Source organism: Mesorhizobium sp. P160187 (assembly GCF_057766425.1).
The window spans coordinates 179891-199433 of sequence record NZ_JBYMDX010000005.1; the positions used below are offsets into that span (position 1 = coordinate 179891).

Annotated in this window: 17 protein-coding genes and 1 pseudogene; 5 read left to right on the top strand and 13 right to left on the bottom strand. The window is 63.3% G+C overall.

Features of this window, described 5'->3' with window-relative positions; genetic code table 11:
• Nucleotides 1-286: 286 nt before the first annotated feature.
• From AC3CCE_RS25620 to AC3CCE_RS25630, 3 genes are all read right to left on the bottom strand, one after another.
• Complete coding sequence (locus tag AC3CCE_RS25620) at nucleotides 287-1000, bottom strand: alpha/beta hydrolase (RefSeq protein WP_352625427.1); 714 nt, start codon at nucleotides 998-1000, stop codon at nucleotides 287-289.
• A gap of 110 nt (nucleotides 1001-1110) precedes the next feature.
• A complete protein-coding gene (locus AC3CCE_RS25625) occupies nucleotides 1111-2559 on the bottom strand; it encodes an NAD-dependent succinate-semialdehyde dehydrogenase (protein ID WP_352625635.1) in 1449 nt (482 codons plus the stop codon).
• Between the two features lie 58 nt (nucleotides 2560-2617).
• A complete protein-coding gene (locus AC3CCE_RS25630) occupies nucleotides 2618-3844 on the bottom strand; it encodes an iron-containing alcohol dehydrogenase (RefSeq protein WP_352625429.1) in 1227 nt (408 codons plus the stop codon).
• Between the two features lie 172 nt (nucleotides 3845-4016).
• On the opposite strand from AC3CCE_RS25630, the gene AC3CCE_RS25635 reads away from it, so the two are divergent.
• Both AC3CCE_RS25635 and AC3CCE_RS25640 read left to right on the top strand, forming a co-directional pair.
• A complete protein-coding gene (locus AC3CCE_RS25635; RefSeq protein ID WP_023667782.1) occupies nucleotides 4017-4715 on the top strand; it encodes a GntR family transcriptional regulator in 699 nt (232 codons plus the stop codon).
• Nucleotides 4716-4873: 158 nt separating this feature from the next.
• Complete coding sequence (locus AC3CCE_RS25640) at nucleotides 4874-5467, top strand: DJ-1/PfpI family protein (protein ID WP_023667783.1); 594 nt, start codon at nucleotides 4874-4876, stop codon at nucleotides 5465-5467.
• A 270-nt stretch (nucleotides 5468-5737) separates the two neighbouring features.
• Here AC3CCE_RS25640 and AC3CCE_RS25645 read toward each other — a convergent pair whose 3' ends face one another.
• The 5 genes and pseudogenes from AC3CCE_RS25645 to AC3CCE_RS25665 all read right to left on the bottom strand — a co-directional run bounded on the left by AC3CCE_RS25645 (nucleotide 5738) and on the right by AC3CCE_RS25665 (nucleotide 8272).
• Nucleotides 5738-6370: a class I SAM-dependent methyltransferase gene (locus AC3CCE_RS25645; RefSeq protein ID WP_352625431.1), complete on the bottom strand. Its 633-nt coding sequence runs from the start codon at nucleotides 6368-6370 to the stop codon at nucleotides 5738-5740.
• A 137-nt stretch (nucleotides 6371-6507) separates the two neighbouring features.
• On the bottom strand, nucleotides 6508-7107 hold the full coding sequence (locus AC3CCE_RS25650) for an NADPH-dependent F420 reductase (RefSeq protein ID WP_023695174.1): 600 nt from the start codon (nucleotides 7105-7107) through the stop codon (nucleotides 6508-6510).
• A 32-nt stretch (nucleotides 7108-7139) separates the two neighbouring features.
• Entirely contained in the window at nucleotides 7140-7253 is a 114-nt protein-coding gene (locus tag AC3CCE_RS25655; protein WP_488377245.1) for an SDR family oxidoreductase, read from the bottom strand.
• A gap of 12 nt (nucleotides 7254-7265) precedes the next feature.
• Nucleotides 7266-7487: pseudogene (locus AC3CCE_RS25660) on the bottom strand (SDR family NAD(P)-dependent oxidoreductase); the annotation flags it as partial.
• Between the two features lie 50 nt (nucleotides 7488-7537).
• Nucleotides 7538-8272 (bottom strand): SDR family NAD(P)-dependent oxidoreductase, encoded by a 735-nt coding sequence (locus tag AC3CCE_RS25665; RefSeq protein WP_023699875.1) that lies wholly within the window; start codon nucleotides 8270-8272, stop codon nucleotides 7538-7540.
• Between the two features lie 229 nt (nucleotides 8273-8501).
• Between AC3CCE_RS25665 and AC3CCE_RS25670 the strand changes: the two genes are divergently transcribed.
• Nucleotides 8502-9398 carry a LysR family transcriptional regulator gene (locus AC3CCE_RS25670; protein WP_023667788.1) on the top strand — a complete coding sequence of 299 codons (897 nt, stop codon included), beginning with the start codon at nucleotides 8502-8504 and terminating at the stop codon, nucleotides 9396-9398.
• Between the two features lie 131 nt (nucleotides 9399-9529).
• Here the strand turns inward: AC3CCE_RS25670 and AC3CCE_RS25675 are convergent, their stop codons facing one another.
• Genes AC3CCE_RS25675 through AC3CCE_RS25695 form a run of 5 tightly spaced genes read right to left on the bottom strand, consistent with a single transcriptional unit; the run spans nucleotide 9530 to nucleotide 16172 of the window.
• A complete protein-coding gene (locus AC3CCE_RS25675) occupies nucleotides 9530-11122 on the bottom strand; it encodes an indolepyruvate oxidoreductase subunit beta family protein (protein WP_023692298.1) in 1593 nt (530 codons plus the stop codon).
• On the bottom strand, nucleotides 11115-13268 hold the full coding sequence (locus tag AC3CCE_RS25680; protein ID WP_352625434.1) for a thiamine pyrophosphate-dependent enzyme: 2154 nt from the start codon (nucleotides 13266-13268) through the stop codon (nucleotides 11115-11117). The genes AC3CCE_RS25675 and AC3CCE_RS25680 overlap by 8 nt, the downstream gene beginning before the upstream one ends.
• 44 nt (nucleotides 13269-13312) lie before the next feature.
• Nucleotides 13313-13795: a MarR family winged helix-turn-helix transcriptional regulator gene (locus AC3CCE_RS25685; RefSeq protein ID WP_352511440.1), complete on the bottom strand. Its 483-nt coding sequence runs from the start codon at nucleotides 13793-13795 to the stop codon at nucleotides 13313-13315.
• A complete protein-coding gene (locus AC3CCE_RS25690) occupies nucleotides 13795-15366 on the bottom strand; it encodes a phytoene desaturase family protein (RefSeq protein WP_352511442.1) in 1572 nt (523 codons plus the stop codon). The genes AC3CCE_RS25685 and AC3CCE_RS25690 overlap by 1 nt, the downstream gene beginning before the upstream one ends.
• Nucleotides 15367-15380: 14 nt before the next feature.
• Complete coding sequence (locus AC3CCE_RS25695; protein ID WP_023686911.1) at nucleotides 15381-16172, bottom strand: cyclase family protein; 792 nt, start codon at nucleotides 16170-16172, stop codon at nucleotides 15381-15383.
• A 119-nt stretch (nucleotides 16173-16291) separates the two neighbouring features.
• Between AC3CCE_RS25695 and AC3CCE_RS25700 the strand changes: the two genes are divergently transcribed.
• Complete coding sequence (locus AC3CCE_RS25700; protein WP_352625437.1) at nucleotides 16292-17866, top strand: phytoene desaturase family protein; 1575 nt, start codon at nucleotides 16292-16294, stop codon at nucleotides 17864-17866.
• A gap of 110 nt (nucleotides 17867-17976) precedes the next feature.
• Nucleotides 17977-19503: an ABC transporter substrate-binding protein gene (locus AC3CCE_RS25705; protein ID WP_352625439.1), complete on the top strand. Its 1527-nt coding sequence runs from the start codon at nucleotides 17977-17979 to the stop codon at nucleotides 19501-19503.
• Nucleotides 19504-19543: the final 40 nt, after the last annotated feature.

The window sequence follows — 19543 nt, forward strand, 5'->3', positions numbered from 1 at the left end:
AAGGTTGCGGGCCGGTGTTGCGGAACGTCGGCCCGCTCTCCCCTGAGGGGCGTCTTTGGCCGGCCAGCCTTGAGAACTCAACTGGGCTGCCGGCATGACGGCGATCGCCGACATCGGTTATCAAGCTCAATCACGCTGGAAAGCATGAACCACGTCGACGTCGACATCGCCGGCGGGCTTACGGTATGGCGACCGGTGGCGGGAGATTCGCCACCGCTGTCGGTACCCGATGCTGCGACGCTACTTTGCAGAACGGTCGCGTCCAGCAGCGCTTCTGGCGGAAGTCTCAGGCGGCCACGACGCGGGCCAGCAGTGACGCGGCCTCGGTGCCAGCCAAGCCAAGGTCGCGGACGCTGCTCATGTGATTGGCCCCGCCAAGGGTTGTGTGCGAAACAGTCAGTCCCTGCTTGTCAAGGTGGTCCGTGAAGAGTGCGGCCTGGCTGTGGAACGGCGGCGTTTCATCGGCGCCGACCAAGATATCTACGTCCACGGATGGATCGAAACTGTGATCGATGGGCGAGAATCGGCGGGCCTCCTCGTCGGTGATCGCGATCTCGGCGGCAAGGAACGACATCTGCAATGGCTTCAGGTCGTAAAGGCCGCCAAGCAGCAGCGCAGCTTTGATGCCGGAAGGCCGCTTGTCCCCGTCGAAAAGCATTGTTGCCAGATGCGCGCCGGCGGAATGACCGCTAACGGTCAGCAGGTCGGGATCGCCGCCATGGTGTACGATATTGTCAAACACCCATCGCTTGGCGCGGCGCACCTGGTCGACGATCCTGGCCATCCTGACGGTCGGCATCAGCGCGTAGTCGACAATGACCGCGATCGCACCTGCGTTCGTAACGGTCTCGGCGACGTAGGAATAGTCGCGCTTGGAGAACATGCGCCAATAGCCCCCGTGGATGAACATGTGCACCGGCAGGCGGTCCCGTTTGCCCTCGGGAAAGAACAGATCCATGGTTTCGGTGGCGTCAGCCCCGTAGGCGACATCGGCGACCATGGGAACGTTCGCCCTGGTCTCCTCGCTTCTGCGAACGATCTCGGCGACGATGTCATCGAACTCGACCACATGATCGCGAATGCGAAACGGATCTTTGGCGTGATGTCCGCTCACAGGGTCACGGCGATGTACTTGGCCTCCATGAACTCGGCAACGCCGTGCTTCTGACCGCCTTCGCGGCCTAGCCCGCTCTGCTTGACACCTCCGAAGGGCGCCGCCGGATCCGACATCAGGCCGCGGTTGAGCGCGATCATGCCGGACTCGATCTTCGATGCCACGCGCATTCCTCTGGCCAGGTCGCGCGTGTAGATGTAGGCCGCGAGACCGTATTCTGTGTCGTTGGCCTTGGCGATGACCTCCGCCTCGCTGTCGAAGCGCATGATCGGCGCCACCGGACCGAATATCTCCTCGTGGAGCATGGCGGCGTCAGAGGACACATCGCGAAGCACCGTCGGTGGGTAAAAATATCCTTTGCCTTCGGCGATCGTCCCTCCGCACAAAACCCTGGCGCCACGGGCAACCGCATCGTGAACGAGGCGATCGATGTTATCCACAGCCTTCCTGGTGATCATCGGCCCGCATTCTGTGTCTGAGTCTGTGCCCGGGCCCACGTTGAGTGCCGCCATGCGTTTGCTCAAGCCTTCCGCGAAAGCATCATGGATGCCGGCCTGGACGTAAAGCCGGTTGGCGGCCGTGCAGGCTTCGCCGGCGTTGCGCATCTTGGCAACCATCGCACCGTCGAGGGCTGCTTCCAGGTCGGCGTCGTCGAAGACGATGAAGGGTGCGTTGCCGCCAAGCTCCATGGAACAGGAAATGACGTGCTTTGCGGCTTCGGCCAGCAGCACGCGGCCGACGCCGGTCGAGCCGGTGAAGGACAGCTTTCGCACGCGCGGATCGGCCAGCATGGCCGCCGTCACCGGCCCGGGGGTCGAGGTCGTCAGCACGTTGACGACGCCGGGCGGCACGCCGGCCTCCTCGTAGAGCGCCGCAAGCGCATAGGCCGTCAGCGGCGTCTCGCTGGCGGGCTTCAGGATCACCGTGCAGCCGGTCGCGAGCGCCGGAGCGATTTTGCGTGTCGCCATGGCGGCTGGGAAATTCCATGGCGTGATGAGCACGCAAATGCCGATGGGCTGGTAGTCGACAATGATCCGGTTCGCGCCCGAGGGTGCAAGGCCGAACTCGCCGTTGATGCGGACCGCTTCCTCGGCGTTCCAGCGAAAGAATTCCGCCGCATAAGCGACTTCGCCGCGCGCATCGCGCAGCGCCTTGCCGTTCTCCAGCGAGATCAGCGCGGCCAACGTCTCCATCCGTTCGGTCATCAGTTCGAAGCAGCGCCGCAGTATTTCCGATCGCCTGCGTGGCGGGGTCTCGCGCCAGCCGGCCGCCGCCTTCGCGGCAGCGTCGACGGCGGCGGCGGCGTCTGCGAGCGTGGCGTCGGGAACCGCAGCGATCACGGCTTCGGTCGAGGGATCGACCACTTCGATCACGCGGCCCTCCGATGAGGGCCGCCAGCGTCCGCCAATGTAGAGACCGTGCGAGACCGTGGCGTAGTCGAACATATCTTGATCCTCGTCGGATATGCCTGCGGCAATGTTCATTGGATGAACTCCTGGTCGATCACATCATGGTGGCGGACATGTCGCCGTCATAGGCAGCCCTGACCAGCTGTCGCATCGCGGCGCGGTCGAACGGACGCGGATTGTTCTTGATCAATCGGTCGATGCCGAGCGCCTGCTCGGCCGTCCAGTCGATCTTGTCTTCGGGAAGACCCAGTTCGGCCAATGTCGGTGTGATGCCGATGGCGCCAAACAGCCGGCTCACCTCACGGATGGTGGCGTGCGCCAAGGCATCGGCGCCCCCGCCCTGAAGGGAAAGGCCAAGAGCAGTGCCGACTTCCGCAATCTCCGCGGCTGCTGCGGCCAGATTGTAGGTCATCACATAGGGCAGCATCGTGGCCACTCCCAGGCCATGCGGGGTGTGGGTAAGCGCGCCAACGGGATACTGCACCGCATGGGCGGCGGCCGTTCCCGCCGTACCGAAGGCGCAACCGGCGGCCAGCGCTCCCATCATGACGTCGGCGCGCGCATCCTCGTCCGATCCGTCGCGATATGCCTTTTCCAGACTGCGGCCGAGCAGCCTGATGGCCAGAAGCGCGAAATGATCGGTCAGAGCGCTCTTGCCGATGAACACGTGCTGTTGCGGCAAATGAGGGTCGGCGCCGCGTTTGGCCGCTGTGAAGGCCTCGATTGCGTGCGTCAGCGCGTCGGCGCCGGCGATCGCCGTCAAGGACGGTGGACAGGTCACCGTCAGATCCGGATCGCAAAGCGCCACTGCCGCGATGAGATGCGGACTGGCGATACCCACTTTCAGCGTCCGATCCGGGTCGGAGATCACGGCGACGGGGGTCACCTCGGAGCCTGTTCCAGCCGTCGTCGGCACTGCGATTACCGGAAGGGTAGGGCCGGGTACCTTGAACTCGCCATAGTAGTCCTCGAGCTTGCCGCCATGGCTGAGCAGAAGTGCAGCGCATTTGGCCATGTCGAGGCAGCTGCCGCCCCCGATGCCGATCACCATGTCCGGCTTGAAATCTTTCGCTTGCGCAATGCAGGCGGCGACGCTGTCGCGCGGCACATCCGGCAGCGTTCGGTCGAAGACCAACGTCTCGATCGCCGCGTTGTGCAAGCCAGCGAGAATCTCGGCGAACTGCGACGTCGCCGCGAAGCGCTCATCGGTACAGACGAACGCGCGGCGCCCATATTTGGCGGCGATGGCAGGCAGGACATGGCGCTGGCCTTTGCCGAACAGAATCTCGCTCGGCAGGCGCGCCGCTGCAAACAAGCTCATGCACAAGATCCTGCGAAGACGGGTTGGAAGCCGACAGGCTTGGCTTCGTGCCAGAGGCCGACCTCGGCGCTGCAGGTCATGATCATGCGATATCCTCATAAAATCGTATAGGATATATGATTGAGTTTCGCGGAGCATCATGTTAGTGGGTGGTTCTGTCAAGAGGCAAACGATGCAGAACACGGACCTGACGGTTGACAATGAAGCCCGTGCGACCGGTCGTATTCAGCGCGCCAACAGTCTGGCTGGCGACGTTTACGAAGCAATCTTCGCGCAGCTCATGTCTTTGAGGATTGCTCCGGGATCGCGCATCACCGTCGACAATCTCGTCAAGGAATTCAACGTCTCGCATACCCCCATTCGTGAAGCGCTTGGCAGGCTGGAGGGGGAAGGGCTGGTTCTGAAAACCCACCTGATCGGCTATCGCGCCGCCCCGCAAATCACCCGCCGGCGCTTCGACGAGCTTTACGAGCTGCGTCTATTGCTTGAACCTGCCGCCGCGGCCAAAGCCACCGCAACAATGGACGGCGAGCGCCTTGCCGCGCTGCAGGAGGCGGCCGGCGTCATGGCTCGGCGGGTCGGCAAGGACGAACGCCTGCGCTATTCGAACTTCGCCCGTCAGGACGCGATCTTCCACGACAAGATCGTCGAGTTCGCCCAGAACGAACTCATTCGCGAGACGCTGAATCACCAGCATACCCACTTCCATATCTTCCGCCTGATGTATCACTCCAGGGTGACCGAAGAGGCGCTCGACGAGCACGAGGCTATTCTCGCTGCCTTCGCCGCGGGCGATCCGGACGCCGCCGAAAAAGCCATGCGTGCGCACATCGAAAATTCGCGGGACAGGCTCCTGCCTGCGTTCGAGTAGCCTTGCGATGTTGCTTGCCCGAGGCACCCTCAAGCGCGGCGCGCCGCTGTTCGCCCAGCCTGCCGCCTACGAATTCTACTCCCCGTTCTGAGCCGATTTCGATACCGGGAAGGAGGCGCAGTGCACCTCGCCCCTGAAACAAGCCGAGAGGAAAAGACATGCCAGCCAAAAAAATCCTGATGCTGACCGGTGATTTCACCGAGGAGTATGAAATCTTCGTCTATCAGCAGGCGATGGAAGCGGTGGGACACACCGTTCATGTCGTGTGCCCCGACAAAAGCGCCGGAGACATGATCAAGACATCGCTGCACGATTTCGAGGGCGATCAGACCTACACCGAAAAGCCCGGCCACAACGCGCTGATCAACAAGACCTTTGCCGACGCCGAGAAGCAGCTGAGCCAGTACGACGCTGTCTATTGCGCCGGCGGTCGTGGCCCCGAATACATCCGCACCGACAAGCGGATACAGGCAATGGTGCGCCATTTCCACGAGGCGAAAAAGCCGATCTTCACGATCTGCCATGGCGTCCAGATTCTGATCGCGGTCGACGGCGTCGTGCGCGGCAAGAAGGTGGCGGCGCTCGCCGCTTGCGAGCCGGAGGTGACGCTTGCCGGCGGCACTTATATCGATTTGTCTCCCACCGACGCCTATGTCGATGGGACCATGGTTTCAGCCAAAGGCTGGACCGCGCTTGCGGCGTTCATCCGTGAATGCCTGAAGGTGCTGGGAACGGAAATCCACCATTCTTGAACCGTTTGTCCCGGCGCATCCCTGAGGGGATGCGCCGGCTCCCTCAACGGCGCGGCGACTTCCGTCATTTCATCAAGTTCAGATCAGGAACCTGCGGCAGGTGTGCTCCAGAACCTTGTGCCATCATCACCTCGGACGCCTTCAAGGCGCTGCCGCATCGCGTGCGTGCACCAGCGCGCCATCCTCGTTGAGCTTTCCCAGCTTGACGGGTGCGAACCCGAGTTGATGGACTCAATGGGAGGTCGACATGAAGTCGGCGCCCGGGAGCTGTCAGGGCTTCACGAACCGAAACGCGAAGCGATCGGTCTCGCCCTTGATCGCGGGATCGAACACCTTGATCGAGTGCGGGTCATCCTTGTTCGCGAGCACGGTGCTTTCCGCGTCCAGTACGAAGCCGGCCGCCTCCACCTCCTCGCGGACGAATGCAGGGTCGATCCGATGCAGCGACCGGGTGTCGCTCGTGCCCGACCCAGTGGCGGCGGCGTGGTCGACGATAACGTAGGACCCACCGGGTTTCAGCCGCTTGTAGACAGCTCGATTGAAGTCGGCCGCCGTCGCACCCTTCTTCTGGACCAGGGCGGTGTGAAGATCGTGGTAAAACAGGTGCAGCCATAGGACATCGGCTGGCGGCGTGACCTTCGGCATCGCGACGAGATCCGCCGAGGCGGCTTCGACGTTCTCTCGGCTCGGCTCCTTCGCGAGCGTCCGCATGAGGCCGACCGGATCGTTCTTGAAGTGGGCGACTTCGGCCGGCACGAAGCTGTAGACCCGCCCCTCTGATCCGACGATGTCGGAGAAGAGGCGCGTCCAGTCTCCGTCGCCAGGGTAAACGTCGATCACGGTGGAGCCCGCCTCAATTCGTGCGAACCGGATTAACTCGGATACCTTGGATTGGTCGTACATCGAAATCTCCTTAGGAGTGGATATTCTTCTCCGTGCTCATAGTGATTTCTCCATTTTGCTCGGATCGGATCGCGCTTGATCCGATCCGAGTTCCGATCGAGTGCGTGGTTTCTTTGCCGGTGGGGACGTCGCGCTCGTCAGTCGAATTTGACCAAGTCCTTGAAGATCAGATGACCCCAGCTGTCTCCGCGCGCCTGGACCAGCAGGCCACCTTCCGACACCCCGCCAAGCTTGATCGGCGCGAAACCGAGATTTTCCGCAAGCTCCCCAGTCTGTGTTGCGGCAGCATCATCGTCGCTTGCCAAGAACACGACCCTCCGGCCACCATGTACGGCCGGATCCTGATCAAGCACCGGGGCGACCAGATGGTTGAAGCCCTTGACCAGTTTTGCGCCAGAGAAGGCCTGCGCGATGAACTTGGAAGAAGGTTGTCCTCCCAGTTCCTCAGGGGGCACGCCATAGGCATTGGTCACATCGATGATCGTCTTCCCCTGCCAGGTGGGGAGCGCCTTAGCAACATTCGGGTGCGCCTCGAAGCGGACAGCCAAAAAGATGATGTCCGCCTTGATGGCTTCCGCCAGTTTTTTGGGGATGATGGTGGGTCCGATCGCGGCCGCATCGGCGGCAAAGCTTTCCGGGTCGCGTGTGGTTGCAACGGAAACTTCGATGCCGTTTCGGGCAAACGCCTTGGCAAGGGCCCGTCCGATATTGCCGAATCCTACGATTGCATAGTTCATAGTACTTCTCCGATCTGGTGCTAATGCCGGGGTCAGACTTGCGCCATGCCTCCGTCGACGGCGAGATCCACGCCGGTGACGAAAGAACTTTCATCGGAGGCGAGGAACGTGACGGCAGCAGCGATTTCCGTGGTTTGCCCCTGCAACCCATTGGGATCTACGACGGCATAGAGGCGATCCAGATCTTCCAGGAGCGACACGTCACCCACGACCGTCGTAACGCTTTTCATGATGAAGGCTGCGGCCTCGTTCAGCTCTTTCTCTCTTCGCCCGGTAATCACGACGCGCGCTCCTTCTTCTACGAAGCGCTTGGCTGTGGCCAATCCGATCCCGCTGCTTCCGCCCGTGATGACTGCGATCTTGCCTTCGAGTTTTTTCATAATTCTTTGTCTTTCGTTGCGCACGGGCCAGGTACGGACCGCGCTGGGGGTCAGAGTTGAGCCAGGCCGCCGTCGACGGCGACCTCGCTGGCGGTCATGAAGCTGCTGTCCGGCGACGCGAGAAAGGCGGCCACGGCCCCGATCTCCGCCGGATCGGCCATGCGCTGGAGCGGGGTCATCGCGCCGTAGGCCTTCTGGCCTTCCTCGCCTAACGCCTCCTTCGCGAGTTCGGTCGCCGTCGCTCCGGGCGACAGCACGTTTACGCGGATGCCGGTGCCCTTCAGGTCTTCCGCCCAGGTCCGCGCCAGGTTGCGCACTGCCGCCTTGCTCGCGCTATAGGCAGTGAACCCCGGAGCGCCCGTGGTGCCGGCGCTCGACCCGGTCAGGATGATCGAACCGCCCTGGCTCATCAGCGGCAGCGCCTTCTGGACCGTGAAGATCGTACCCTTCACATTGGTGTCGAAGGTTTCGTCAATGTGCCTGGCGGTGATCTGGCCGAGCGGAAGCGGGCTTCCCGCCCCGGCATTGGCGAAGACGATGTCGAGGCTTCCGCGCTCGGCCTTCACCGCAGCGTAGAGTCGGTCGAGGTCGGCCTCATCCGAGACCGAGCCCATAACCGCGCGGGCATTAGGCCCAAGGTCAGCCACGGCGGCGTCGAGCGCTTCCTGCCGGCGGCCGAAGATGAAGACGAAGGCGCCCTCCTCGATAAAGCGCTTGGCTGCGGCGCGGCCGATGCCCGTAGCGCCGCCGGTTATCACAGCGGTCTTTCCATTCAGTCTGTTCATGTCATGCATCCTTCGTTTCGCCGTCTCGTGTCTTTGGCTGTACGGGAAAGTCCCGCGAGAGCCTCAAGATGGGTTCGCCGAAGTCGGGCGGTGAGTGCGCAATCGCGCACATCGCTGGTGCGAAAACGATCCAGTAGATGATTGAACGCCACGATGACCGCACGAACTTACGGCTGATCGTGTTAGTATGGGCTTTTGCAAGCCGCACTTCGCTGCGCAGGAATGCACCATGATCGACTGGGATGACGTTCGCTACTTTCTTGCTGCCGCGCGCGTAGGCTCGGTGCGTGCCGCCGCCGCACACCTCGGTGTGAACCACTCGACCGTGCTGCGACGCATCGCTCAGCTCGAGGAACGCCTCGGGGCGCAGATGTTCGAAAAGCTGCCTTCCGGCTACCGCCTGACGGCTGCGGGCGAAGAGGTCCTCGATCTCGCGACCCAGATGGAAGCGTCGTCGCACCAGCTGGAGACGCGAGTCTTCGGTCGTGACCAGAGCGCGCGCGGGCTTTTGCGGGTGACGCTTCCACCGTTCCTCGCCACACACCTGCTCATGCCGGATCTCGCCGACTTCGCGCGTTTGCATCGCGACATCGAGATGGAAATCTTGTCGTCCGGTGAGCTGGCAAATCTGACCAACCGAGAGGCCGACGTCGCGATCCGCATTGTCGCCGACCGCAAGACCCTGCCGCTCAATCTTCACGGCCTGAAGGGACCGGAGCTGTTCAGCGGCGTCTACATGTCTCGCGATCGACTAGCCGCGTGGCGTGCGGGCACGCCTGATCCCATCCGGTGGATAGGCATAGACAATCATGGAATTCCGGACTGGGCGCGCGAGGGAGAAGTTCACGTCACGGGAGTACCGTTCAGGACACCTGACGCCGAGACGCAGATCATCGCGGCGCACCAGGGGATTGGGATAACGAAACTGCCGTGCTTCGTCGGAGATGCCGACCCCCTGCTGGTGAGGGTGCCGGGGATCGACGTGCCCATGCATGGGACACTGTGGCTTCTCACGCAAGGCGAGACACGCAAGACGAAGCGGGTGCGGCTCTTCACGGAGTTCGTATCCCGCAGGCTCGCCGCGTACGCTCCGCTTCTCTCGGGGCTGTCCATATCGCGCGACTGACGCCCGGCAGGTCCGCCGGCAACGCTTCCCGCATCCGGGTGGAAGCCGAGCTGCGATCGCCTGAAGCGGCGTGTTCAATCCGCGAATCCAGTGGGAGTAGGAAACGGCGGCAGTAGCGTAGAGGTACCAGCCTAAGCTCGACCTCTTCCCACACCATGATCAGACAACGATGCCACCGTCTTCAGCGCGCCATCGAGCATGTCGCCTTTCTCGTCTTTCAGCGCAGCTTCGCGCAACCGTCTGATCCAGTCGGCAGCGTCATCGCGGCCCTTGACCAGATCGAGCGCCGACAGCACGCGATCGAATTTGGACTGGGCGCGGACGTGGGTGTCGCTGTAGCCCTTGATCAGCCGGCGGCAGTTCAGGATTTCGACGGCGAGCGCGTAATCCTGGGGCACATATCCAATTGCCAATGCATACCACCGCTCCAGATGCGCCGTCTCGACCTTGTGGCGCAACAGGCGCCGTCGCCAGCGGCGCAGGCCGCCGATGAACCAGAGGACCGCAAAGCCGGCAAAGCTGTCGGTGCGAATGCGCCGGCCATGGTTGATGCGACGATCAAGGAAAGCAGCGAGTTTCGGCCGGCTCTCAATGTAGTTGCCCAGCCCCGCCGGCAAGGTGCCGCAGAACTCCTCGATGCGCGGATGGAAATACTCGGTCACCTGCAGGATGGAGCCGTTCTTGACGCCGACCTCGCGGCGCACGCGCTGGGCGCGGGTCGAGCGAGTCTTGAGATCGGCGACGCGGATCATGTCGTCATAGCACAGGGCGTTGGCCAGATGCTTGGCGGCAGCGATGGACAATGCATGGGCATGGCCGGGATCATCAAGCGCAACGGCCTTGTCCAACCGGTCGAGATAGTCGCGGCCATAGGCGATGTCCTGGTAGTCGACGACCTTTCTCAGGCCCCGAAGCGCCATGTCGCGCACCGCCGCGGGCATCAGGTCGATGCGGGCGGCCAGCGCCTGCCAACCCTGCAGCAGGTTCTGCGGACCGCTCACGCGCCCTGCACCCGGAGCGGGGTCGACCGTGGCCGGTTCTGCCGGCTGTGGCGCGGGGGCCGTCGTACCGCGCGCGCGGTCGTAGGCGACGGCGAAGGCAGCGAGGCTGGCTTTCGCGCCTCGGCCGCCGGCGCCGATCGCTTGCTCATAGCTTTCACGCGTGAACGGCAATGCGTCGGAGCCGGCCAGCGCGCCAAGCAGACTGGCCGAGATCATTGAGCCATTGTCCGCGGCGATCTTTTCCATGTCGAAGGCGATGAAGCGTTTCGATGCAGCTTCCGCCGTCGCACGTACCTTGGAAGACGAGGCCCGGCCGTCACCCGGCTCGATCTTTTCCGACACCGCGGCGATACGGTGCGAGGAGGTGATCAGCGTGGTGCGATCGGGCGTGACGAAGCCCCTGATGATGGCGCGGCCGGCTTCCATCAGCTCGGCGGCGATCAATATGTCGACATCGCCTTGCGAAGGCGAAAGGGCAAAGACCGGCAGCCGGCCGGTGTCGCGGGCCATCTCGACGTAATAGATCGTAGCGCCGGTGCGCTGGGCGACGCCGGCGACCGAGGTCGATTGCGCGACATAGGAATTGCGCTCGGCGACATCGGTGATCCAGTCGGCGAGCACGCCTCCGCCCTGGCCGCCGACCGCGAGCAAAGCGAGTTTGATCACCGGCTCGGTATCGGTGGCACCGGATTTCGGGCGCAAGGGCGAAGCCTGGTCAAGCATCGGCGAACGTCAACCTACGGCTCTCGCGGCGGCGCTGCATCAGGCCGATCACGGCGCGGCGAGCGCTTTCCAGGAAGCGGTCCCAGCGGCCCGGATTGTGCACGACATCGGCGCGGTAGAAGGATGGGCACAGCACGGCGGCGTCCGCCACCTCGCCGCAATTGCCGCAGCCGACGCAGCTCTGGTCGATCGATGCCACCGGATCGTCACGCAAGGGATCGTCGAGCGATTTCACCGACAGGGACGGGCAGCCGGACAGCCGCATGCAGGCGTGGTCGCCGGTGCAGATATCCTCATCGACGCCGAACTTCGGCTTGACGACGCGAGTCCCACCCTTGATCGCCTTGTCGACCAGCGGCTTTTCGCGGCGCTGGCGATTGAGCATGCATTCAGACGAGGCAACGATGACCTTGGGACCCTTTTCGTCCGTCGTCAGCGCCTCACGTAACGTGTCCTGCATCTTGGTGATGTCATAGGTGCGGTCGACATGGCGCAGCCATTTGACGCCCATGCCCTTCACCGCCTCGGTGATCGGATGCTTGGTCGACTTGGTCTTGTTGCCCGCACGCGACGACAGGATGTCCTGCCCACCGGTGGCGGCGGAGTAAAAATTGTCGACGATGACGATGACGCCGTCGTTCTTGTTGAAGACCGCGTTGCCGATCGAGGAGGTCAGGCCATTGTGCCAGAAGCCGCCATCGCCGACGAAAGAGATCGACCGCCGTTTGGCGTCGGGCGAATTGAACGCCGATGCCGATGCCGGCCCCAGCCCGTAGCCCATGGTGGTGGCGCCGAGCTCGAAAGGCGGCATGATCGAGAACAAATGGCAGCCGATGTCGGATGCGATGTGGTGGTTCCCGAGTTCCTGCTCGACCAGCTTTGTCGCGGCAAAAATCGGCCGCTCCGGGCAACCGATGCAGAAGCCTGGCGGACGTCCCGGCACGACGTTGATCAGGTCCGCGGCGTCAACGCCGTCGCCGACCTTGTTGGGCGCGCGCACCTCACCCGGCAAGAGATGCGGGGCCTCGGCGCGCAGGAAGGCGCCGATGCCGTCCAGCATGACCTGGCCGGTATATTCGCCGGCCATCGGCAGATACTCCTTGCCGACCAGCCTGGTGCCGCGCCCGGCCTTGTGCAGCATGGCGGCAAAGGCCTGCTCGATGTAGTTGGGCTGGCCCTCCTCGACCACGAGCACCGCCTGCTTGCCTTCGCAGAAGGTGAGGAACTCGTCATCGATCAGGGGATAGACGGCGTTGAGAACGTAGAGCGGCACATCCGTCTCGCCATAGGTGTCGGCAAGGCCGAGCCGCTGCAAGGCGCGGATGACCGAATTGTACATGCCGCCCTGCATGACGATGCCGACCGAGCCATGGTCCGAACCGAAGAATTCGTTGATCTTGTTCTTGGCGATGAACTCCACCGCCGCCGGCCAGCGCTTCTGCACCTTCTCCTTCTCGTGCAGGAAGGAGGCGGGCGGCAACACGATGCGGCCGGTGTCGCGGCGCGGCGCGTCGAGCGCATCGGCCACCGTCATCGGCGGGCGCTTGTTGTCCTTGGCGATGAAATGGCCATGCACATGGCAGCAGCGGATGCGCACCTGCAGCATCACCGGCGTGTTGGATGCCTCGGACAGCTCGAAACCATCCTCCACCGCCTTGACGATCGACGGCAAATTGGGGCGCGGGTCGAGTAGCCAGACCTGGCTCTTCATGGCGAAGGCATGGCTGCGCTCCTGCATGATCGAGGAGCCTTCGCCATAGTCTTCGCCGACGATGATCAGCGCGCCGCCGGTGACGCCGCCGGAGGCGAGGTTGGCCAGTGCGTCGGACGCGACATTGGTGCCGACGGTCGACTTGAAGGTCGCCGCACCGCGAATGGGGTAATGCACCGAGGCCGCCAGCATGGCGGTGGCGGTGGCTTCCGAGGCGCTCGCCTCGAAATGCACCCCGAGTTCGCCCAGAATCTCCTGTGCGTCGGCCAGCACGTCCATCAGATGGCTGATCGGCGCGCCCTGGTATCCGCCGACATAGCCGACGCCGCATTGCAGCAGCGCCTTGGTGATGGCGAGAATGCCTTCGCCCGCAAATTCCTCGCCGGCGCCGAGCCTGAGTTTTTCGACTTCCGAGGCAAAAGAGCGTTCGGCCATTTTTCCAACCTTCCGTTGCCGGCGAAACTTGGCAGCGCGTACGTCTAGATTTCGTGCTTGCGAATGTTCTTGAGCATCTTCAAGAGCGTCGCGATCAGTGCTGCATATTCGGCATCGTCAATATCGTCGAACATTGCCTCGAAGGCGTCATGCATAGCCGGCCAGGCGCGGGTGAACTCTGCGCGGCCCTCATCGGTGAGGAAGACATGGCGGATGCGGCTGTCGGTGACGCCTTGCTCGCGTCGCACAAAGCCTTGTCCCTCCAGCGTGTCGAGCGTGCGGCTCAAGGTCGACTGCTCTATGACGGTGTAGACCGAGAGGTCGTTGACGGTGACGCCGTCGGTGACCGACAGCACGGCCAGCGTGCGGACCTGCGGAATAGTCAGGCCCTGCTTGCGGAAATCGTCGCGCAAGGTGGCGTTGTAGCGGCCCATGATGCGGTTCATCAGATAGGGCGCGAATTGCTGCAGGCCGATCTGGCCGAGGGTCGAAATGCGCTGGCGCCCTTCCGCCACCTTCTGCTCCATCACAGCCTCCCCGCCAGGAGAAAGCCGGAACCGCCGCCGAGGCCTGCGCCCGGATGGGTGGAAGCGCCGATGTGATAGAGGTTTTTGATCCCGGTCTGATGGTTGCGGCTGGTCTTGAACGGCCGCCACAGGAACGACTGGTCGATAGTCGACGAGCCGCCATAGGGGTCGCCGCCAACCAGGTTGATGTTCATCGCTTCGAGATCGGCCGGCGAATAGGCGCGGCGCGCAATCACGCTGCCCTTGAAGCCATCGATGTGGCTGGCGAGAATGGTTTCGACGCGGTCGGCGTAGGCTTCACGCAGCGCCTCGGTCCATTGTCCGTCAGCCGGCGTCTGCAGCTTGCCGGCGGCATCACCCTTGATGTGCCGGGGCGCCTCGGGCAGTTGCAGCCACAGGATCGCCTTGCCTTCCGGGCAGCGCGATGGATCGAGCGCATGCGGCTGGCCGACGCAGATGGTCGGCACTTCCGGCAGCATCCCGCGCGCCGCCTCGTTGCAGGCTTTCGAGACGCCATCGAGCCCCGGCGTCAGGTGCAGCAGCGCCACCTTGTCGAGGCCTTCGCCGCGCCATGCCGGCGGCTTGGCCAGCGCATAGTGGATCTGGAAATTGCCTTTGCCGTAGCGATATTTCTGTGTCGCCTCGACCTCGGCTTTGGGAGCATCCGTGCCGACCAGCCGGCCGTAAAGCTGCGTCGGCGTGACCGAGCAGATGACGCTCTTGTTTGCTGTAATCGTTTCGCCGGATGCCAGCCGCACGCCGGTCGCGCGGCCACCGCTCTGGACGATCGAGGCGACATCGGCGCCGGTGCGGATTTCGCCGCCGCGTTCCCGTATCAGGGCTTCGAAGGCAGTGAGCAGGGTCTTCGCCCCACCCTTGACGATCGGCGCCCCGGCCGCTTCCAGCGCGAAGGCAATGACCTTGGCGATCTGCCCTGAGAAGGCGTCTTCCGGTCCGAGCCCGGCGTGCAGCACCCAGGGCGCCCACAGCGCGCGGATTGTCTCGGACCGATAGGTGCTTTCCAGCCAGCTGCGCGCCGGCACCAGTGCCTCACCCAGAAAAGCGGCAAGGCCACGCGGGCTGCGCCGCCAGGCATCGCCGGCCAGCAGTTTCGCCGTCGGATAGGACCACAGGCTGCCGCCGAGCAGGCCGAACAGCAGGCCGGCATTGCGCTCGATGCTGCCGACATCGTCGGCGTGCCGGTCGCCATCGCCGGGGGCGATCGCATTGATTGCAGCGACGTTGGCGGCGCGGTCGGTGGTGAGCACGGCATGGCTGCCGTCCGGCCGCAGCACGCCGGTTGGCGTGCCGGTGTGACAGAACTCCAGCCCGTGCCGCGCGAGGTCGCTGCCCAATGCCGCAAAGGCCGGCGAGGTGATGAACAGCACGAAGGTGGTCGCCATCACGTCATGGATGAAGCCGGGCGCGGTGATCTCCTCGGTACGCATGCAGCCGCCGATGCGGTCGTTGCGCTCGAGGACGAGCACCTTCGCGCCCTTGCCGCCGAGCATCGCCGCGCAGACCAGCGCGTTGATGCCGCTGCCGACGATGATGTGATCCGGCTGGCTCACCTCAGCGTGCTTTCTCAGCCTTTCGACACCAGCGCCAGCGCGCGGATAGGGCTGCCGGTGCCATGTTCGATCTTGAGCGGTGCGGCGATCAGGATGGCGCCCTTCGGAGGCAACTGGTCGAGATTGCAGAGGCTGGCGAGGCCATAGCGGTTGGCCTTGTGCATCAGCGTGTGGGCCGGAAATGGCGGCTCCATGCCGCCGGCCTTGCCGGCATCGGTGCCGATCGTCTCTGAGCCCCAGCCCTTGATATCCTTGCTGATCAGGAACTGGATGGCTTCGGCTGTCGGACCTGGCGTATGTGGGCCGGTTTCGTTGGCGTTGAGGAATTCGGCTTCCGAGCCATTGCGCTTATACCAGTCGGTGCGCATCACCACCCACTCCCCGGCATTGATGGCGCCATGCTTGGCTTCCCACGCCTTGATGTGGTCGACGGTGAGCAGGAAATCGTGATCGGCGGCGGCTTCCTTCGAGCAGTCGATGACATTGACCGGGCCGACGAAGTTCTGCGCCGGAATGGTGTCGGTGGCGCCGTCCGGATAATCCTTGCCGCTGATCCAATGCTGCGGCGCATCGAAATGCGTGCCCGAATGCTCCCCAAGCTTCAGCCAGTTCCATGCCCACCACGGGCCGTTCTTGTCATAACGGGAGATGTTATGGATCTCGACCTTTGGCGTGTCGACGGCAAGCTCCGGCGGCAGCTTGATAAGAGGCGTGTCGGGTCCGAGTTGCGCAGAGAGGTCGACCACCCTGATGGCGCCTGAAAGCAGCTGGCCGGCGACTTCGCCGAGGAGTTTTTGCGTGTCCATGGTCTGAAGTTCCCTCTTGTCGGTGATGATCAAGGCTCGTCTCGGCCCTTAATATCCTACTAGACGAAAACATATGCATCTGCAATTATCTTTAAGCATAAAGGAAATGGGAACGGGGCGTGAGCGAGTTCGACGCCATCTTTGTCGGGGCGGGCCACAACAGTCTGGCATGCGCTGCGCATCTGGCACTCAAGGGCTGGAAAACCGGGATTTTCGAGCGCAGTGCAGCAATCGGCGGCGCCGTCCAGACACACGAATATACGCTTCCCGGCTTCCGCCACGATTTCGGTGCGATGAATCTGAGCCTGTTCGCCGGCTCCGCCTTCCACCGGAAATATGCAAATGAATTGAAAACCCACGGGCTGGAGTTCGCGCCGGTCGCCGATTGTTTCGCCAGCGCCTTCCCAGACGGACGCTGGTTCGGCGTCAGCAACGACCTGGAAAAGACCGCCACGCGCATGGCCGCGTTCTCCGCTGCCGATGCCGAGACGTGGCGCAAGCTCGTTGCCGCATTCCCTGATGAGGCCGAGCATCTGTTCCGGCTGCTGGGCTCGCCGATGAGTGTGCGTGCGCTTGCCGGCACCGCCTGGAACCTGTGGCGCAAGAAGGGTATCTCAGGCGCGCTCGACACCGGTCGGCTTTTGCTGTCATCGCCTCGCGCCTGGTTGGAGGAAAATTTCGAGTCTGCGCATGTGCGGGCAACGCTCGCCACCTGGGGCATGCATCTCGACTTTGCACCCGACATCGCCGGCGGCGCCGTGTTCCCCTATCTGGAATCGATGGCCAACCAGAGCTTTGGCATGGTGCTGGGCAAGGGCGGCGCCGACACGATCATCCGGGCGCTGGCAGGTATGGTCACCTCGGCGGGCGGCAAGATCGTTACCGGGGCAGAGGTTGCCGAAATCACCGTTTCCGGCGGCAAGGCGACCGGCGTCCGGCTCGCCTCCGGTGAGACGCATACGGCAAGCAAGGCGGTCATTGCCGGCGTCGCGCCCAGGGCGCTGACCGGCAAGTTGCTGCCCAACGGTTCCGGCGACACCGGCTTCGACACGGCTATGCAGAAGTTCCGGCACGCGCCGGGCACGATGATGATCCATCTGGCGCTCGACGACCTGCCGGACTGGCGCGCCGGGGCCGAGCTGCGGCAGTTCGCCTATGTGCATCTGTCGCCCTCGCTCGACGCGATGTCGCGCACCTATCAGCAGGCGATGGCGGGCATGCTGCCGGACGAACCGGTGCTGGTCGTCGGCCAGCCGACAGCGGTCGATCCGTCACGCGCGCCGCAGGGCAAGCATGTGCTGTGGGTGCAGGTGCGCATGCTGCCCGCCGAAATCCTGGGCGATGCGGCCGGCAAGATCGCGCCCGCGCATTGGGATCAGGTCAAGGACGTCTATGCCGAACGCGTGCTCGACACCATCGAGATCTACGCACCCGGACTGCACGCGAAAATCCTCGGCCGTGCAGTGTTCTCGCCAATCGACCTCGAGCGTGAGAACCCCAATCTCGTCGGTGGCGACCAGGTCTGCGGCAGCCATCATCTGGCGCAGAACTTCTTGTTTCGCCCGGCGCGCGGCTATGCCGGCTGGAACACGCCGGTCGCCAATCTGCACCTCACGGGCGCCGCGACATGGCCGGGCGCCGGCAGCGGCGCGGCCTCGGGCTACATGCTCGCGCAACAGCTTGGCGGAAGGTAGCTCGGAAGATTTCAGGAGGGCGACGAGAGGCAAGGCGCTGCTGCCCACGAAGCCTGAAGCTATGAACTGGTAGTGCCGCGCAAAGACAACAAACAACAAGGGGAACGACCATGACAATCAACAGACGCGAATTGCTGGGATACAGTGCCGCGGCACTTGGTGCGGCCGCAATCGGCCTGCCGCAGATCGCCAAGGCAGCGGGCGAACTGACCATCGCCTATAACGTCAACCTGCCGTCCTGGGATCCGACCACCGGACCCTCGGCCGTCAACCCGACGATCCAGGGCCTCTACCAGTCGGTGTTCGACCAGTTCATTCCGCAAAAGCCGGACCTTTCCTTTGCGCCTGGCCTGCTCACCGAATGGGGCTGGAACGACGACCGCACCAAGGTGACGATGACGGTGCGCGAAGGCGTGACCTGGCATGACGGCTCGCCGTTCACGCCCGAGGATGTCGTCTGGTCGCTGCAGCGGGCGGGCGACGAAAAGACCGGCAATCCGATCCAGTTCGTCTGGAAAAACGTCAACAATTTCAAGATCGACGGCAACAAGATCACCGGCGACGTCGTGCAGTTCGATCCGGTCTACTTCAAATGGATGTCGTTCCTGACCGGCTACATCCTGCCGAAGGCCTACTACGAGAAGGTTGGCGCGGAAGGTTTCGAGAAGGCGCCGATCGGCACCGGCCCGTACATGGTGGAAAAATTCGAGCGAAATGCTTTCCTCCGACTGAAGGCCAACCCGCACTATTGGGGCGACAAGCCGGCCTTCGAGAATGTGACGATCAAGTTCGTCACCGACGCGGCGAGCCGCGTTGCCGAGATCGAATCCGGTTCCTCGCAGGTGACGCTGGAGGTCCCCTATGAAGAGTATGACCGGCTGATCGCCAAGGACGGGCTTGCCGGCTCGTGCAAGCCTGTTTCCGACATCGGCATGATCTTCTTCAATGACATTGAAGCGATGCTGGACAAGAACGTCCGCCAGGCCGCTGTCATGGCTGTGGACAAGGAGCTTCTGGTCAAACGGCTGCTGCGCGGCTATGGCCAGCCGATCGCTACGCTGGAGACCCCGGAGTACACGGCCTTCGATGCCTCGATCAAGGTCGAGCACAATCCTGAAAAGGCCAAGGAGCTGCTCGCGGCTTCCGGCTATTCGCCGGAAAAACCGGTCAAGTTCACCATCCAGACGACCAAGGGCTTCAAGCCCAAGGATTATGAGATGATCCAGGCAATCGTCGGCATGTGGCGCAAGGTCGGCATCGAGGCGACGATCGAGGTCTACGACATCGCCAAGCACTATGAACTGCGCGCCGCCGACAAGCTGGCGCCGGCCGCCTTCTACAATTGGGGCAATGCCATCGGCGATCCGACAACGTCGACTGGTTTTGCCATGTATGGGCCGAGCCCGCATTCGGTGTGGGACAGCCAGGACCTGATCGACATGATCAATCCGCTCTGGGGCGAGAAGGACGAGGGCAAGCGCATCGCCGGCTGGAAGGCTGTCGACAAGTATATCGCCGAGCAGGCTTATGTGCTGCCGCTGATTCAGTATGCGCAACCTATCGTGCATGCCAAGGGCGTCAACGTGGTGCAGCATGTGTCCGGCGCGCTGCTGCCGGCGCTGATGACCCCTGCCTGATATCGGCTTGGACTTGCCGCGCGCCGTCCATCGCGACGGC